11 protein-coding genes are annotated in these 15,721 nt (G+C 71.5%); 5 read left to right on the forward strand and 6 right to left on the reverse strand.

Going from position 1 to position 15,721, the window contains the following annotated elements; all coding sequences use genetic code 11:
• Positions 1-284: 284 nt before the first annotated feature.
• The 4 genes from ACFYU0_RS29065 to ACFYU0_RS29080 all read left to right on the forward strand — a co-directional run bounded on the left by ACFYU0_RS29065 (position 285) and on the right by ACFYU0_RS29080 (position 5,216).
• Positions 285-3,566 carry a nitrate- and nitrite sensing domain-containing protein gene (locus tag ACFYU0_RS29065; protein ID WP_389304974.1) on the forward strand — a complete coding sequence of 1,094 codons (3,282 nt, stop codon included), beginning with the start codon at positions 285-287 and terminating at the stop codon, positions 3,564-3,566.
• A 10-nt stretch (positions 3,567-3,576) separates the two neighbouring features.
• Complete coding sequence (locus ACFYU0_RS29070; RefSeq protein WP_005479603.1) at positions 3,577-3,990, forward strand: roadblock/LC7 domain-containing protein; 414 nt, start codon at positions 3,577-3,579, stop codon at positions 3,988-3,990.
• A gap of 94 nt (positions 3,991-4,084) precedes the next feature.
• A complete protein-coding gene (locus ACFYU0_RS29075; RefSeq protein ID WP_351664414.1) occupies positions 4,085-4,654 on the forward strand; it encodes a DUF742 domain-containing protein in 570 nt (189 codons plus the stop codon).
• Positions 4,635-5,216, forward strand: a complete 582-nt coding sequence (locus ACFYU0_RS29080; RefSeq protein WP_009314218.1) for an ATP/GTP-binding protein — start codon at positions 4,635-4,637, stop codon at positions 5,214-5,216. The genes ACFYU0_RS29075 and ACFYU0_RS29080 overlap by 20 nt, the downstream gene beginning before the upstream one ends.
• A 169-nt stretch (positions 5,217-5,385) precedes the next feature.
• Here ACFYU0_RS29080 and ACFYU0_RS29085 read toward each other — a convergent pair whose 3' ends face one another.
• From ACFYU0_RS29085 to ACFYU0_RS29100, 4 genes are all read right to left on the reverse strand, one after another.
• Positions 5,386-5,574: an acyl-CoA carboxylase subunit epsilon gene (locus ACFYU0_RS29085; protein ID WP_199212144.1), complete on the reverse strand. Its 189-nt coding sequence runs from the start codon at positions 5,572-5,574 to the stop codon at positions 5,386-5,388.
• A 57-nt stretch (positions 5,575-5,631) separates the two neighbouring features.
• Complete coding sequence (locus ACFYU0_RS29090) at positions 5,632-7,227, reverse strand: acyl-CoA carboxylase subunit beta (RefSeq protein ID WP_351664417.1); 1,596 nt, start codon at positions 7,225-7,227, stop codon at positions 5,632-5,634.
• 154 nt (positions 7,228-7,381) lie between these two features.
• On the reverse strand, positions 7,382-9,709 hold the full coding sequence (locus tag ACFYU0_RS29095; RefSeq protein ID WP_389304978.1) for a polysaccharide lyase 8 family protein: 2,328 nt from the start codon (positions 9,707-9,709) through the stop codon (positions 7,382-7,384).
• Positions 9,710-9,733: 24 nt separating this feature from the next.
• Entirely contained in the window at positions 9,734-10,240 is a 507-nt protein-coding gene (locus tag ACFYU0_RS29100) for a hypothetical protein (protein ID WP_351664421.1), read from the reverse strand.
• Between the two features lie 265 nt (positions 10,241-10,505).
• On the opposite strand from ACFYU0_RS29100, the gene ACFYU0_RS29105 reads away from it, so the two are divergent.
• Positions 10,506-11,111, forward strand: coding sequence for a YceI family protein (locus tag ACFYU0_RS29105; protein ID WP_389304980.1), 606 nt, complete (start codon positions 10,506-10,508; stop codon positions 11,109-11,111).
• A gap of 123 nt (positions 11,112-11,234) precedes the next feature.
• Here ACFYU0_RS29105 and ACFYU0_RS29110 read toward each other — a convergent pair whose 3' ends face one another.
• Entirely contained in the window at positions 11,235-12,602 is a 1,368-nt protein-coding gene (locus ACFYU0_RS29110) for a hypothetical protein (protein ID WP_389304982.1), read from the reverse strand.
• 58 nt (positions 12,603-12,660) lie between these two features.
• Positions 12,661-15,672, reverse strand: a complete 3,012-nt coding sequence (locus ACFYU0_RS29115; protein ID WP_389304984.1) for a glycoside hydrolase family 3 N-terminal domain-containing protein — start codon at positions 15,670-15,672, stop codon at positions 12,661-12,663.
• Between the last annotated feature and the right edge of the window lie 49 nt (positions 15,673-15,721).

Genomic DNA, 15,721 nt, shown 5'->3' on the forward strand with positions numbered 1-15,721 from the left:
GTTCGGCAGAGGAATCGCCGTTCTTCGCCACGCGACGCGGTCGGACGGTGCCGCTGCGCGCACGACCGCCCCGTCTTTTGGCGGGGCTCGCTCTTTATGCCCGTTTTATCTAGGGCTTACATCGCTCGGAACCTCAGGTTCCGAGTGTTTGGTGGAGCGGTTGCCGACGTGCTGGAATGCCTGAACTGCCCATTAGTCAAAGACGTACTGAGGTCGATGGCGAACCGGGCTCTGAGAGACTGCGGCACGACGTAGGTGCCGACCGCCGAGAGGTTGTTGGTCGAGTGAGGCGAAGCAAGAACGGTCCCGAGCCGTCGGCACGGGGCAACTTCACCCCGCCGCCGCGCGCTGCGGTGCCCACCCCTGTGCCGGGTGCGGAGCCCTCGGCCGCTCCCCCGGCCGGCGGTGGCCGTTTCTCACCGCGCAACTGGCGGGTGCCCACCCGCCTGAACGCCATCCTGCTCATACCCGTGGCCGTCGGCCTCATCATGGGCGGCTTCCAGGTGAAGAGCTCGATCGACACCTGGAACGAGGCCCGGGACGCGGAGAACACCGCCCGCCTGGTGCGCGCCTCCCTCAGCTACGCCGACGCCCTCGAGAACGAGCGTGACGTCACCGCGGCCCCGCTGCTGCTGGGCAACCAGAAGGACGTCGTCACCGCGGCCCGCAAGCAGACGGACCAGGCGGCCGCCGTCTTCCACGAGGCCGCGCAGAACGTGCCGGACAAGCCCGGCGTCACGCGGCGTCTGGACCTCTTCCGCAAGGCCGAGCCCACGCTGCAGACGCTGCGCAAGGTCGCGTACAGCAAGAACACCACCGGCGTGAAGACCGAAGAGGGCTACGTCGAGGTCGCGCACCCCCTGATGGAGTTCGCCAACGAACTCGGTCTGGGCACCGGCAACATCACCTCCTACGGCCGTACCGTCTACGCCATGTCGCTCACCAAGGCGGCGCTGTCGCTGGAACGGTCGATCGGCATGCACCTGCTGGTCAAGCCCGGTCCGGACGACCCCAACCTGGCGACGCAGCGGGTCTCCCTCTCCTCGTACGCCTACCTGGAGCGCATCGCGCTGGAGGAGTACCTCGGCGGTGGCACCGACGAGGACGCGCAGAAGCTGACCGACGCGCAGGCGAAGATCAAGACGGACGGCGCCGCGCTGGTCGCGCAGGAGAAGCAGAAGGACCCGAAGTACGTCGCGCCGCCGTCCAAGCCGAACGCGATGGTGTCCGCGCTGGCGACGATGAAGGACACCACCCCGCTCACCCGCCAGCAACTGGCGGCGGGCGGTGTGACGGCCAAGAACTGGTGGGCGGTCAACACCCTCAAGTACAAGGCCTACCGCCAGATCGAGTCGGACCTCGCGGACAAGGCCGTGAACGAGGCGTCCGGCATCGCCGACGACGCCAAGACCTCGGCCATCACCACCGGCGCCGTGGTCGTCGTGGCTCTGCTCCTCGCCTTCATCCTGGCCGGCGCCGTGGCCCGCCAGATGAGCCGCGCGATGCGCCAGCTCCGCAACGCCGCGTTCGGCATCGCCGAGCAGCGCCTGCCGATGCTGGTCGACCAGCTCTCCCGCACCGACCCGGGCCGGGTCGACACCCGGGTGGCCCCGATCCCGATCACCACCAAGGACGAGATCGGCGAGGTCGCCCGCGCCTTCGACCAGGTCCACCGCGAAGCCGTACGGCTCGCCTCCGAGCAGGCGCTGCTGCGGGGCAACATCAACGCGATCTTCACCAACCTGTCCCGCCGCAACCAGTCGCTGATCGAGGGCCAGCTGACCCTCATCACCGACCTGGAGAACAACGAGGCGGACCCGGACCAGCTCGAGAACCTCTTCAAGCTGGACCACCTGGCCACCCGTATGCGCCGCAACGGCGAGAACCTCCTGGTCCTCGCCGGCGAGGAGCCCGGCCGCCGCTGGGACCAGCCGGTCCCGCTGGTCGACGTGCTGCGCGCCGCCTCCTCCGAGGTGGAGCAGTACGAGCGCATCGAGCTGTCCGGCGTGCCGGAGGCCGAGATCCACGGCCGCGCCGTGACCGACCTCGTGCACCTGCTGGCCGAGTTGCTGGAGAACGCCACCACCTTCTCCTCGCCGCAGACCAAGGTGCGCGTCACCGCGACCCGACTGCCCGACGGCCGCGTCATGGTCGAGATCCACGACAAGGGCATCGGCCTGACCGCCGAGGACTTCGCGGACATCAACCACAAGCTGGCCAACCCGCCGACCGTGGACGCCGCGATCTCCCAGCGCATGGGCCTGTTCGTGGTCGGCCGGCTGTCCGACCGGCACGGCATCCGGGTGCAGCTGCGCCCCTCGGGCGAGCAGGCCGGCACCACCTCGCTGGTCATGCTGCCGGACGCGATCACGCACGGCGGCGGCGGCGAGGCCCCGCTGGACCGCGAGGAGTTCACGGTCTCGCAGATCATCCCGGAGCAGCAGTTCCGGGGTGAGGACTTCGCCCAGGTGCAGCACCAGCCGATGCGCACCGCCGCCGAACTCGGTTTCGACGACAGCCGTTACGCGGAGGTCCCCGACGACCTGCGCGACCTGGACCCCGTGGGCCGCTCCCTGATGCGCGAGGAGCGCCGTGCCGCGCTGGAGGCCCAGTCGCACGGCGAGCCGCAGCAGGAGGCCGACGGGCAGCGCGGGTACGCGGACGAGTTCGACGCCCGGCAGGCCGGCTACGACGCCGCCGCCGGCTTCGGCGAGCAGCCCGCCCAGCCCGCCGCCTACGACGGGCAGCAGGCCTACGGCGACCAGCGGCAGGCGTACGACGAGCACCGGAACGCCGGGTACGAGCCGTCCTACGACGACCAGTACTACGCGCCGAACGACGGCATGCCGCACGACGACGGCTTCGCCCCGAACGGCGGCGGCTACTCCGAGCCCGCGTATGCGGAACCCGCCCAGGAGGAGCAGGCCCCCGCTCACGGCTCCGGGTCCGACGGGTTCGGCTCCTACGAGAGCCGGTCCTACCAGGACGACTGGCCGCAGCAGGACAGCTACCAGAACGGTTACCCGGCCCATTACGCTCCGGAAACGGAATCCCGGTCCGCTGACGCGGGCGAGCGGAACGGCGTAGGCTTCGACCGTCCGGGAACGGCCGCTTCCGCGGCTCCCCGGATGACCGACGCCGGCCTCCCCCGTCGCGGGTCAGCGAGCGGTCCCTCGGGCGCCAACGGCGCCGGGCGCGTGCAGCCGGAGGCGCCGGCTCCCGCGGCGAACACCCCGCAGAGCAACGGCAACGGCGACGGCGACTGGCGGTCGGCCAACGACGAGCGCTGGCAGCAGGCTTCGCAGCTCCGCAAGCCGAAGGCGGGCGGCGTCACCGCCTCCGGCCTGCCCCGGCGGGTACCCAAGGCCAACCTGGTCGAGGGCACGGCCGAGAGCACCCCTCAGGGAGGCCCTCAGGTCTCCCGCGCCCCGGAGGACGTCCGGGGCAGGCTGAGCAACCTGCGTCGGGGCGTCCAGCGCGGACGCAGCGCAGGCAGTGAAACGAACGGCCAGGCCACTGGGAATCAGCACAGTGGTCCTGACAGCACCTACAACCAGGAGCGTTAGTGTGAGCCCGATGAGCCAGGCGGCACAGAACCTGAACTGGTTGATCACCAACTTCGTGGACAACACCCCGGGGGTGTCCCACACGGTGGTGGTCTCCGCCGACGGACTCCTTCTGGCGATGTCCGAAGGGTTTCCCCGCGACCGCGCGGACCAGCTCGCGGCGGTCGCCTCCGGCCTGACGTCGCTGACGGCAGGCGCCTCCCGCATCTTCGAGGGCGGCAGCGTGAACCAGACAGTTGTGGAGATGGAGCGGGGATTCCTCTTCATCATGTCCGTCTCCGACGGTTCCTCCCTCGCCGTTCTGGCCCATCCGGAAGCGGACATCGGCCTCATCGGGTACGAGATGGCACTTCTCGTGGACCGCGCGGGCACGGTTCTCACCCCGGATCTCCGCGCGGAGCTCCAGGGAAGCCTTCTCAACTAACAGACGAACGGTGTGTATTCGCGTCCCGGGGCCGTAAGGTTTCGGGACGCGGCTCCACACGGATGGGTGCCCGGCACAGTCGGAGGAGGAGAAAGTGGCAACACCCCCAGGCGGTTCGCATTCGGGGAACTGGTCGTACGGCCCTGCCCAGGGCCAGAGCGACGGTTCGGCGAACGGGTACAACTTCCCCTCCACTCCTGGAAACCGCCAGCCGTACGCTCCGCAGGGCCCCGGGCCCTCGCCGTACGACCAGCCGCCGGCCCCGCGGATCCAGCCGGTGCAGCCGCAGCGCCGCCCCGAGCCTGCGCCCGCGTCCGCATCGAACAACCCCCTGGTGCGTCCGTACGCCATGACCGGCGGCCGGACCCGCCCGCGCTACCAGCTCGCCATCGAGGCACTGGTGCACACCACCGCCGCTCCGCACCAGATGCAGGGCCAGCTGCCCGAGCATCAGCGGATCTGCAACCTGTGCCGGGAGATCAAGTCGGTGGCCGAGGTCTCGGCCCTCCTCACGATCCCCCTCGGCGTCGCCAGGATTCTCGTCGCCGACTTGGCGGAGGCGGGCCTGGTCGCCATCCATCAGCCCGGCGGCGACGAGAACGCCGGTGGCCAGCCAGACGTGACACTGCTCGAAAGGGTGCTCAGTGGACTTCGCAAGCTCTAGCGGCGGTCCTTCCCGCTCCACCACCTCCGCGAAGATCGTGGTGGCGGGCGGCTTCGGCGTGGGCAAGACCACGTTCGTCGGCGCCGTCTCGGAGATCAACCCGCTGCGCACAGAGGCCGTCATGACGTCCGCTTCGGCCGGCATCGACGACCTCACCCACACCGGCGACAAGACCACCACCACGGTGGCCATGGACTTCGGCCGCATCACCCTGGACCAGGACCTGATCCTGTACCTCTTCGGTACGCCCGGTCAGGACCGCTTCTGGTTCATGTGGGACGACCTGGTCCGCGGCGCGATCGGCGCGATCGTCCTCGTCGACACCCGCCGTCTCGCCGACTGCTTCCCCGCGGTCGACTACTTCGAGAACAGCGGCCTGCCGTTCGTCATCGCCCTCAACGGCTTCGACGGACAGCAGCCGTACAACCCGGACGAGGTCCGCGAGGCCCTGCAGATCGGCCCGGACACCCCGATCATCACGACCGACGCCCGGCACCGCGCGGACGCCAAGTCGGCGCTGATCACGCTGGTGGAGCACGCGCTCATGGCGCGCCTTCGCTAGCAGGCCGGTACTTGAGACAACCCGCGTCCCGGAGAGGGGCGCGGGTTCTTCTTTTCCCCGTTTCTCCGCTTCCCTCCTCCCCTCCCGCGTGGGCACAGCGAGAAGGGCCCCTCCGTCCCGGAGGGGCCCTTCTCGTGTCGTGCGGGGCGGCCCGTGGGGCCTGCGCCGGTCAGCCGTGCCAGCTGTGCGGGGCGCGGAAGCCGGGCTCGCGCTCCAGCCGGCGCCAGCCGGCCTTGGCACGGCCGCGGTGCGCCGGGGCGGCGGGCTGGGCGGCCGCACGGGCCAGCAGGACGGCCGTGATGGCGGCGACTTCCTCGGGCTCGGCGTGGCCCTTCTCGACGCGGATGTCAGTGTTCATGGGTGTCAGTCTCCGTCAGGAAGAGGTCCGCGGGGTTGCCGCGGCGGGTCCGCTCGGTTACTGCGGGGGGTTGCCGTGCTTGCGGGAGGGCAGGTCGGCGTGCTTGGACTGCAGCATCGCCAGCGACTTCACCAGCACCTCGCGGGTCTCGGCGGGGTCGATCACGTCGTCCACCAGGCCCCGCTCGGCCGCGTAGTAGGGGTGCATCAGCTCGGCCTTGTACTCCTTGACCATCTTCTGCCGCATGGCCTCGGGGTCCTCCGCGTCGGCGATCTGCCGGCGGAAGATGACGTTGGCCGCGCCCTCGGCGCCCATCACGGCGATCTCGTTGGTGGGCCAGGCGTAGGTGAGGTCGGCGCCGATCGACTGGGAGTCCATCACGATGTACGCACCTCCGTACGCCTTGCGCAGGATCAGCGAGATCCTCGGCACGGTGGCGTTGCAGTAGGCGTACAGCAGCTTGGCGCCGTGCCGGATGATTCCACCGTGCTCCTGATCGACGCCGGGGAGGAAGCCGGGTACGTCCAGAAGAGTGATGATCGGGATATTGAACGCGTCGCACATCTGTACGAAACGGGCGGCCTTCTCGGACGCCTCGATGTCCAGCACGCCCGCCAGCACCTGGGGCTGGTTGGCGATGATGCCGACGACCTGGCCGTCCAGCCGGGCCAGCGCGCAGATGATGTTCCGCGCCCAGCGCTCGTGGACCTCCAGGTACTCGCCGTCGTCGACGATCTCCTCGATCACCTTGGTCATGTCGTACGGGCGGTTGCCGTCGGCCGGGACCAGGTCGAGCAGGACGTCGGAGCGGCGGTCCACCGGGTCCGAGGAGTCGGTGCCGGGCGGGTTCTCGCGGTTGTTCTGCGGCAGCAGCGACAGGAGGTAGCGCACCTCGGCGATGCACGTCTCCTCGTCGTCGTAGGCGAAGTGGCAGACGCCGGAGGTCTCGGCGTGCACGTCGGCGCCGCCGAGGCCGTTCTGGGTGATCTCCTCGCCGGTGACCGCCTTGACGACGTCCGGGCCGGTGATGAACATCTGCGAGGTCTCGCGGACCATGAAGACGAAGTCCGTCAGCGCCGGGCTGTAGGCCGCGCCGCCCGCGCACGGGCCCAGCATCACGGAGATCTGCGGGATGACACCGCTGGCCTTCGTGTTCCGCTGGAAGATGCCGCCGTAGCCGGCGAGCGCGGAGACGCCCTCCTGGATACGGGCGCCCGCGCCGTCGTTGAGGGAGACCAGCGGCGCGCCGGCCGCGATGGCCATGTCCATGATCTTGTGGATCTTCGTGGCGTGGGCCTCGCCCAGGGCGCCGCCGAAGATCCGGAAGTCATGGGCGTAGACGAAGACCGTACGGCCCTCGACCGTGCCCCAGCCCGTGATGACACCGTCGGTGTAGGGCTTCTTCGCCTCCAGGCCGAAGCCGCTCGCCCGGTGCCGGCGCAGCTGCTCCACCTCCTGGAAGGATCCCGGGTCCAGGAGCAGCTCGATGCGCTCCCGCGCCGTCAGCTTGCCCTTGGCGTGCTGGGCGGCGGTCGCCTTCTCGCTGGGACCGGCCACGGCCCGGGCACGGATCTCGTGCAGCTCGGCGACCCGCCCACGCGCGTCCGCCGGCTCCGCGGTCGGCTCACCCGTCGTCTCTTCCAAAACGGTCATGTAGTGACCTTACGAAGGACACCAAGGAAAGCGAGCCGTCGACTCCGTACAGTCTCCGGACCGTTTTCCTGGTACGACTGAACAGAACCACAGCGACATGCAGGCGTTCCGACTGCTCAGAGGGCGCTTCCGTTGTAGGGGCGCGACAAAGGCGTCACCCGAGAAAGACCTCACATTGGTGGGTGGCACATGCCATCCCTGGAGTGACACGGAGCCTCAGACGGCGGTCGGCGGCGAGGACCTCGACGGTGTCGTCGGCGTGCACGACGGAGCGCACCGGACGGTCCCAGACGATCTCCAGCGGCGCGCCGGTGCGCGGCGGCTCGCTGATCCACAGCGTAGCGCTCCGGCCCCGGCGGCGGAGGAGGACGCTCGCGCCCGCGGCGGCGTTCAGGCCGCCGGCCGCGCCGGCCTGCCAGAAGTTGACGGCGGTCACGCCGAGGGAGGGGACTGCGACGGCCTGGCGGCGGGCGTCGTTGGCGAGGACGCGCAGCCAGTGGCGGTCCGCGGCCCGGGCGGCGACCTCGCCGCGGCCCGCTCCGGGCATCAGGACGTAGACGTAGGCCGCGTCGGCCGGATCGGTGCCGTGATCGAGCCAGAGGGTCTGCCAGCGGCGGGTGCGCCGCTCGTCGGTGCTGGTGGTGTTGATGTCGGACCAGGCGCCGGTGCGGTCCTCGCGCAGGGTGCGCAGCACGCCGCCGTGCCGCAGCAGCCAGCCGCCGTGGCCCTCCAGATGGGCCCAGCCGGGGCCGCGCACGAGGGTCTGGGCGCCGCCCTCGCCGAGGTTGCGGTTGTCGACGACCGTCTCCACCGGGACGCCGTCGGCGCAGCGGATCCCGGCGCCGAGGCAGACCACCGCGTCGTCGAGGAAGAACCAGGACTTGCGGGCCTCGAGCGTGGATCCGAGCCCTTTCAGGTGCTGGCCCACGGCCGCGTACTCGCCGTCGGTCGTGCCGCCGACCCAGCGGACGTCCGGCCGGGGCACGCCCCACTCGCCGCCGGCCCGGTCGGCGAGCCGCCGGGTGGAGACGGTGGTGCCGGGCAGCCGGTACCAGTCGACGGTGGGCCAGTACCAGTCCGTGTACTGGTCGGACCGCGTGCCGGGTCCCGCGGGCCACCAGGAGAGCATCCCGGAGCCGGTGTGCCAGCCGCGCGGGTTCTCGCCGTTGCCGCACTCGTAGTGGGCGATGCGGTCGCCGGCCATGGCGAGCGCCGCGGTGAAGCGCGGACGGCGGTGGACGGCGCGGTCCATGGCCGGGAAGAGCCGGTGGCCGAGGGGTTCGGGGGCCGCCGGCACGGGCGAGGCGGCGACCGCGTGCAGCCTCGCCAGGTCCGCGATTCCGAACGGAGGAGCGGTCAGCAGCGGTGTGACCGTGTCCCGTTCGATCCAGCCCTTGACGCGGCCGTACCAGCGCTGCCGTTCCTCCTCGCCGGCGCCGCCGGCCAGCAGGGCGATCGCCGCGATCAGCGCCTGGCCGTGGTAGTGGTCGCCGCGCATGATGTGCTGGTCGTCGTCGCGCAGGTAACCCCGGCTGACGGCACGGCCGTTGACGCAGTCCATCACCAGTCCGTCGTGGATCAGCGGGGCGTAGGCGCGGTCGACGCCGTCCAGGACGTTCCGCCGGGCGGGGTCGGTGATCTCCCACGGGGAGCCGGCCAGCAGCGCGAAGAGCCGGCCCAGGCCGTCCAGCAGGACCTGGCCGTAGGTGCCGGAGTAGGCCACCCAGGTGTGCTGCACGAAGGAGCCGTCGGCGTAGAGGCCGTCGCCTTCGGTGACGTACGGGAAGACGGGCGAGAGGGCGTCGCGGGCGAGCGCGAGGCGGTCGCCGGCCCTGCCGAGGATGCCGCGCAGGGCGACGGAGCGGCACAGGTCGACGCGGTTGGCGCCGGTGGAGGTGCCGGAGTACTCGGTGAGCATCGCGTCCGGGACGAAGTGGTCGACGGCGGCGCAGGCGGCCGCGACACGCTCCGCGCCGAGCCGGTCGTACAGGGCGGCCGTGATGTCGGTCAGCAGCCGGGGGCTGCCGATCTGCCACTCCCACCAGTTGCCGTAGCGCGTGGTGGCGGGGTTGTAGACGGTCGCGGAGAGGTGGTCGAGGCCGCGCAGCACGCCGGCGAGGAGGGCGTCGTCGCCGGTGGATCCGGTGCCGGGCTGGACGTACGCCTGGGCCATGGTCCACAGGCGGCCGTAGCTGAAGGTGATCCCGGCGGGCGGGTCGAAGGGGTGGCCGGGCCACAGGGAGCCGGCGGCGGGTGCCATCCCGGCGTGGAACCCGCGTGCCGTCGAGCCGAGTTGGGCGAGGCGGGCGGCGTACGGCTCGGCGGCCGGGTCGTATCCGGTGCCGAGGGCGATGTCGAGCCACCGGCGGCGCAGGACGTCGAAGGGGTCGGCGCCGGCCGCCGCCGCGCGGGCCACGGGCGCCGCGGCGGCGGTGAGGGCGGCGGCCAGCAGCAGTGCGCGTCGGCTGGGTCCGGTGCTCATGCGGCCGGTCACCGCCCTCCCGGCTCAGCAGCCGCCGCAGTTGTAGTACAGGACGTCCCAGTGGCTGCCCTCGTCGGCGTAGATGTTGCCGGAGCCGGACTTGTACTGCGGAGCGCCGTCGCCGCGCAGGCCGATGTAGCTGAAGTTGTTCTTGATGTACGAGGTGACGCAGGTGTTCTTGCCGTAGTCGAGCTTGTAGCCGTTCCAGTGCGAGTAGGTGCCCGAGGCGTGGCCCGTCTCGGTGCCGCCGGTGATGTTGAGGGCGCAGCCGCTGGCCGACTTCAGGGTCTGGGCGCCCTGGGCGGTGGCGAGGTTGAGCTGTTCGAAGGAGGTGCAGGTGGAGTTGTACCGGTCGGAGCAGTTGCCGGAGGACGACCAGGTGATGCCCGAGGCGCGGAACATCCCGGTGGCGGTGGAGTGACTGATCTTGGTGACGGCGAAGGCGTCGGTGGCGGTGCCGACCACGGCGACGCCGGGGGCGACGACGAGGGCGAGAGCGGTGAGGACGGAGCGGGCCTTCAGGGCCTTCATGGGGAGACCTTCCTGCGGTGGGCCGGGCTTCCTGTGGTTCGGCTGTGCAGGTGGTGCGGGTGCGCAAGGAGATGGTGCCCGAGGTCTACGCGCGTTCGCCAGAGGGCGTACCCGGTTACTCTCCGGTTACGCGGAAACACGTGGCGGATGACGTTGAAAACTCAACGGAATAGGTCTACCGTCGGAGTCGTTGGTCTAGTTGAACGTTAAACAGAAACCGTCGCGGCTGCCCCACGGAGCCGCGGCCGTCCCCAAGGAGCGTCACATGGGCATCTTCGGCCGCAAGGAAAACACCCCCGCCACCCAGGCCCCCGCCGCCGCCAATCCCGAGCTGGCCGCGCTGACCGGCGAGTACACGCTGGACCCGGCCCACACCACGATCGGCTTCGTGGCCCGCCACGCGATGGTCACGAACGTCAAGGGCAACTTCCACGAGTTCACCGGCGCGCTGCACCTGGACGGCGCCGACCCCGCGAAGTCGACCGCCACCCTCGACGTCCGGATGGACAGCATCGACACCGGCAACGCCGACCGCGACGGGCACCTGAAGTCCGCGGACTTCTTCAAGACCGACGAGTTCCCCGAGATGACCTTCCGCTCCACCAAGGCCGAGGCCCTCGGCGGCGACGACTACCGCATCACCGGCGACCTCTCCATCCTCGGCGTCACCAAGCCGATCTCCATCGACCTGGAGTTCAACGGCGCCGCCAAGGACCCCTTCGGCAACGAGCGCGTCGGCTTCGAGGGCAAGACCGAGATCCTGCGCTCCGAGTGGGGCCTGACCTGGAACGCGGCCCTGGAGACCGGCGGCGTCCTGGTCTCCGACAAGATCAAGCTGGTCTTCGACATCTCGGCCATCAAGAACGCCTGAGCCCACGGCGCCGCACCGCGCCCCCGGTGGCCCTCCCGGACCGCGCCCGCCCTCCTACTCCCCCGAACGGGAGGGCGGGCGCTGCCGTGCCTCGGGCCCGGGCGCACCACTGGTGAAGGCGGGTCAGAAGCCGCCGCCGAAGTCTCCGCCGCCGCCTCCGCCGTCGAAGCCGCCGCCGCCGTCGCCGAAGCCTCCGCCGAAGTCGCCGCCGAAGTCGCCCGGGTCGAAGTCCGCGCCGGAGACGTCGCCGCCCTGGTAGCCCGCCGTGCCGAAGTCGCCGTAGCCGGCGCCGTAGTCGGAGGCGTAGGACGGGGTGGACATCATGCTGCCGAGCAGGGTGCCGACCAGGAGGCCCGGGAGGATGCCGCCGCCGAAGTAGCCGCCGGCCCAGGGTCCGTAGGCGGGGCCTGCGTCCCAGTAGGGGCGGCGGCCGTAGTCGGTGTCGACCTCGCGGACCACCGGGTCGCGGCCGTCGGCAAGGCGGGTGGCGTCGGCGGCGCAGACCGGGACCTCGCGCGTGCTGCCGCCGGGCGGGGTCCAGGCCGCGTCGGTGACCGAGGGGCCGTGGCGGGGGTCGAAGAAGCAGGGCGGACGGCGCTCCGGCAGGGGGCGGCCCTCGCGGCGGGCGGCCAGCTGCGCCAGGGAGAAACGGCCGTCCTCCAGGGCCTCGGTGACCGGCCGGACGTCCTCGGGCCTGCGCGCGCCGGCCATGTACTGCTTGGCCTTGTCGTAGGCGTCCAGGGCCCGTTCGTAGTCCGCGCGCATCGCGTCGTCGGCGCCCGGTTCGGCCGGGTGGAAGTCCAGCCGGTCCAGCTCCTCGCCGAACGCGGTGATGTCCTCGTCCACGACCACCCGCAGCCGGTCCAGCGCGGCCCGCTGCTCCTCGTCGCGACGGCGGCGGCCGCGGCGGACCAGGGTGTAGGCGCCGGCGCCGGCGGCCACCAGGACGACGCCCGCCGTGATCAGCGCCGTGCTGGACGCGCCCGACCCGCCGCCCTGGCCGCCCCAGCTCGCGGGGGCGCGGCCGCCCATGTTGGCCAGGGCGCGGTCGGTGAAGTCGGTGAGCTGGGTCCGGGCGTCCTCGCCCTGGACGCTGGCGACCAGGTTGCGCACGGCGGTGCGGGAGAGGACCGAGGAGTCCGCGCGCGCGTCGAAGCGGTCGCCGAGCCGGATGGCGTACAGACCGGTGACGCCGGTGGCCGTGCGCAGGTCGGAGAAGAGGTTCGCGGTGGGGTAACCGGCGGGCAGGACGGCGACGAAGAGGGGTTTGCCTGCGCCCCTGATCTGCTTGGCGAGCCCGTCGGCGGCGGTCCCGGACAGCTGGCCCGAGGCCGCCGGGTCCACGTAGACCGGGCTCTGGCGCAGGGCCTGGGCGATGCCGGACACGCTGGTGGCCGCCATCGCGCCCGGGGCCAGGGTGGTCGCGACGACCAGCGCCAGTGCGGCCAGCAGCAGCGCCGGGAGGCTTCGGGTCCGAAGGACGGCCTTCACCCTTCGAAACTACCCGAAGCCTCCCGAACCAGTCATTCAAGCGGAGCGGCGCGGGGACTCACGCGGCCCGGTACGCCTCCGTGAGCTTCTGCACCGCCTTTCCGTAGTGGCCGGTCAGCAGCAGGTGGTCCGCGTCGGCGAAGGGCTTCGCCACCGCCGCCGTCATCCGGTCGCCCGCCTGGTGCTGGACGATCAGCCGGGCCCGGGTGACCAGCTCCCGTCCGGCCCGGTCGGCGCCCGTCCGCTCCGCCGCCGTCGCCGCCAGTGCGAGCGCCCGCAGCGTGGCCGCGCCGCCCCGCGGGACGGGGGTGAGCGTGGTCAGACCCCAGCCGTAGGGGTACTGCGGGTCGTACGACGCGTCCCCGACGTTGATCGGGAGCTGGGCCTCCGAGCGGGGCCAGGTGACCGGGAGCTGTCCGGTGAACGGCCGCCTGCCGTAGAGGACGTCGGCGACGCCGGCGCCCTCGGTGCCCGGCAGCCAGGAGGCGACCAGGGCGTCGATCCGGCCGAGCCGGTCGCCGATGAGCTGCGGTCGCCCGGAGACGATCAGCACCACGCACTTCATGGCCGCGCACACCTTGTCCACGGCGGCCTGGTCTGCGGCCGAGAGGGTGAGCCGGTGTCCGTTGCCGACGTCGCCGACCCCCTCCGCGTACGGGGTCTCGCCGACGACGACCACACCGGCGTCGTAGCCGCCGGTCGGCGCGGAGGCGTCCTTGGAGTACGTGACGTCCCCGCCCGCCTCGCGCATGCCGTCGAGGATCGTGGTGCCCGTGGTCGTCTTCCCCGAGCCGCCCTGCCAGGTGACGGTCCAGCCGCCGGTCTGGTTGCCGATGTCGTCGGCGTTCGACCCGGCGACGTAGACCTTCCGGCCCTTCCTCAGGGGCAGCAGCCCTCCGCTGTTCTTCAGCAGCACCTGGGACTCGGCCGCCGCCTCGCGGGCCACCGCCCGGTGCGCCGGGGAGCCGATGGCGGCGGCGCCGCGGGTGTCGGCGTACGGGTGCTCGAAGAGGCCGAGCCGGAACTTCTGGGTGAGGATGCGGGAGACGGCGTCGTCGATCCGCCGCTCGCTGATCCGGCCGGCCCGCACCTCGTCGACGAGCGTGCTGGTGAAGTCCTTGTACGTGTACGGCACCATCATCATGTCCAGGCCCGCGTTGACCGAGGTGCGGACATGGGCGGCGTAGTCGCCGGGGAGCTGGTCGATGGCGTTCCAGTCGCTGATGACGAACCCGTCGAAGCCCATCCGGCCCTTGAGCACACCGTTGATCATGTCGGCCCGGGCGTGCATCTTCACCGGGCCATGGCCGTCGCCGATGACGTCGAGCGAGGAGTACGACGGCATGACCGTGCCGACGCCGCGGTCGACGGCGCTCGCGAACGGCGCCAGGTGGACGGCCTCGAGCTGCTGCCGGGTGACCTTGGTGACGCCCTGGTCGATCGTGTAGGTGCCGGTGGTCGAGGAGCCGTACTCGGTGCCGCCGTCGCCGACGAAGTGCTTGGCGGTGGCGAGCACCTTGTCACCGCGGTTCAGGTCCCTGCCGTCGGCCCGGCCCTGGAGGCCCTGGACGACGGTCTCCATCGACTCCACCAGCGCCGGGTCCTCGCCGAAGGACTCGTAGGAGCGTCCCCAGCGTTCGTCGCGGCTCACGCACAGGCAGGGCGCGAAGTCCCAGGGGATGCCGGTGGCCCGGACCTCCGCCGCCGTCACCGCGCCGGTCCGCTCGGCCAGTCGCGGGTCACGGGTGGCGCCGAGGCCGACGTTGTGCGGCATGATCGTCGCGCCGACCAGGTTGTTGTGGCCGTGGACGGCGTCCACACCGTAGATCAGCGGGATCTGGAAGCGGGTCGCCTGCGCGCGGAGCTGGAAGCCGTCGATCATTTCGGCCCAGGCGTCCGGGGTGTTGGGCGTGGGCGTCGAACCGCCGCCGGACAGCAGCGAGCCGAGCGCGTACCCGGCGATGTCGCCCTGGTCGGTCAGGGCGCCCCGCTCGGCCTGGGTCATCTGCCCGGCCTTCTCCGCCAAGGACATCCGGCCCAGCAGGTCCGCCACCCGCTTCTTCACCGGCGTGCCGGCGTTGAGGTAGGGCAGCCCGTGGGCGTCGATGACGACCTGCGGCGTCTCGGCGGGCGCCTTGGCGCCGGTCACCGTGAGCTTCAGCGGGACGGTCTCGGCGGGCTCGGCGGCCTTGTCCCGCAGGGTGGGCACCCGGACGGTCCGCGAGGTGCCGGATGCGGTGCCCGCCGGGAAGGTGAGGGTGCCGGAGACCGGGGTGTAGTCGCTGCCGGGGCCGGCGGTGCCGCCCGCCGTCGTGTACGTGACGGTCACGGGTTCGTCCAGGGGCCGGGCGCCGGTGGTGGTCACGGTGACCCCGACCTTCGCCGTTCCGCCCTCTTCGACGGGGTACACGGCCGCGCCGGTGCTCACCGAGGCGCGCAGCGTCTGGTCGGCCTTGCCGTACAGCTCCACGTCGTCCATGGCGAAGCGGCCCTTGACGCCGGTCGGGAGCGTGACCGCGTAGCCCCACATCCGGTCGAGGCCGAGGACGTGGTCGATGCCGCCGACGGGCTGGTAGTCCGTGCGGTAGGTGAAGTCGGCGAAGGGGAGCTCGATCTGCTTCCAGCCGGTGAAGTCGTCGGTGAAGGAGGTGGTCCACAGCTCGGAGGCCTCGCCGTGGGCGCCGCCGTCCTTGATCTCGAAGGCGACCTTCCTGCCGTTGTCCTGGCCGTCCCACCAGAACCGGATGCCCCGGTAAGCGGACCAGTCGTGGCCGGGCTCGGTGGCGGCGAAGTCGTGGGTGAAGCCCCCGTAGCCGCTGATGTCGTAGGAGCCGCCGAGGACCTTGGCGCCCTCGGGGGCGTCGGCTCGGGCGGCCAGTTCGAGGGCCGGCGGGTCGTCCGTGTCGCCGCCCCAGGTGAAGATGCCCTCGGCGGGCTGGGCGGCGAAGGGGACCTCGCCCTCGAAGCGGTCGACGGGTACGGGGGCGGGATCGTCGGCGGCGCGGGCGGTCGCCCACGGGAGCAGCCCGGTGAGGAGTGCGGCGGAGACGAGCAGGGCGGTTCTTCGCATGTACCTTCCCTCGGCTCTTGATTCACTCATGACTTAGATCACGTCGTGA

The sequence above is a fragment of the Streptomyces sp. NPDC003720 genome (genome assembly GCF_042875075.1).
GTDB lineage: Bacteria > Actinomycetota > Actinomycetes > Streptomycetales > Streptomycetaceae > Streptomyces.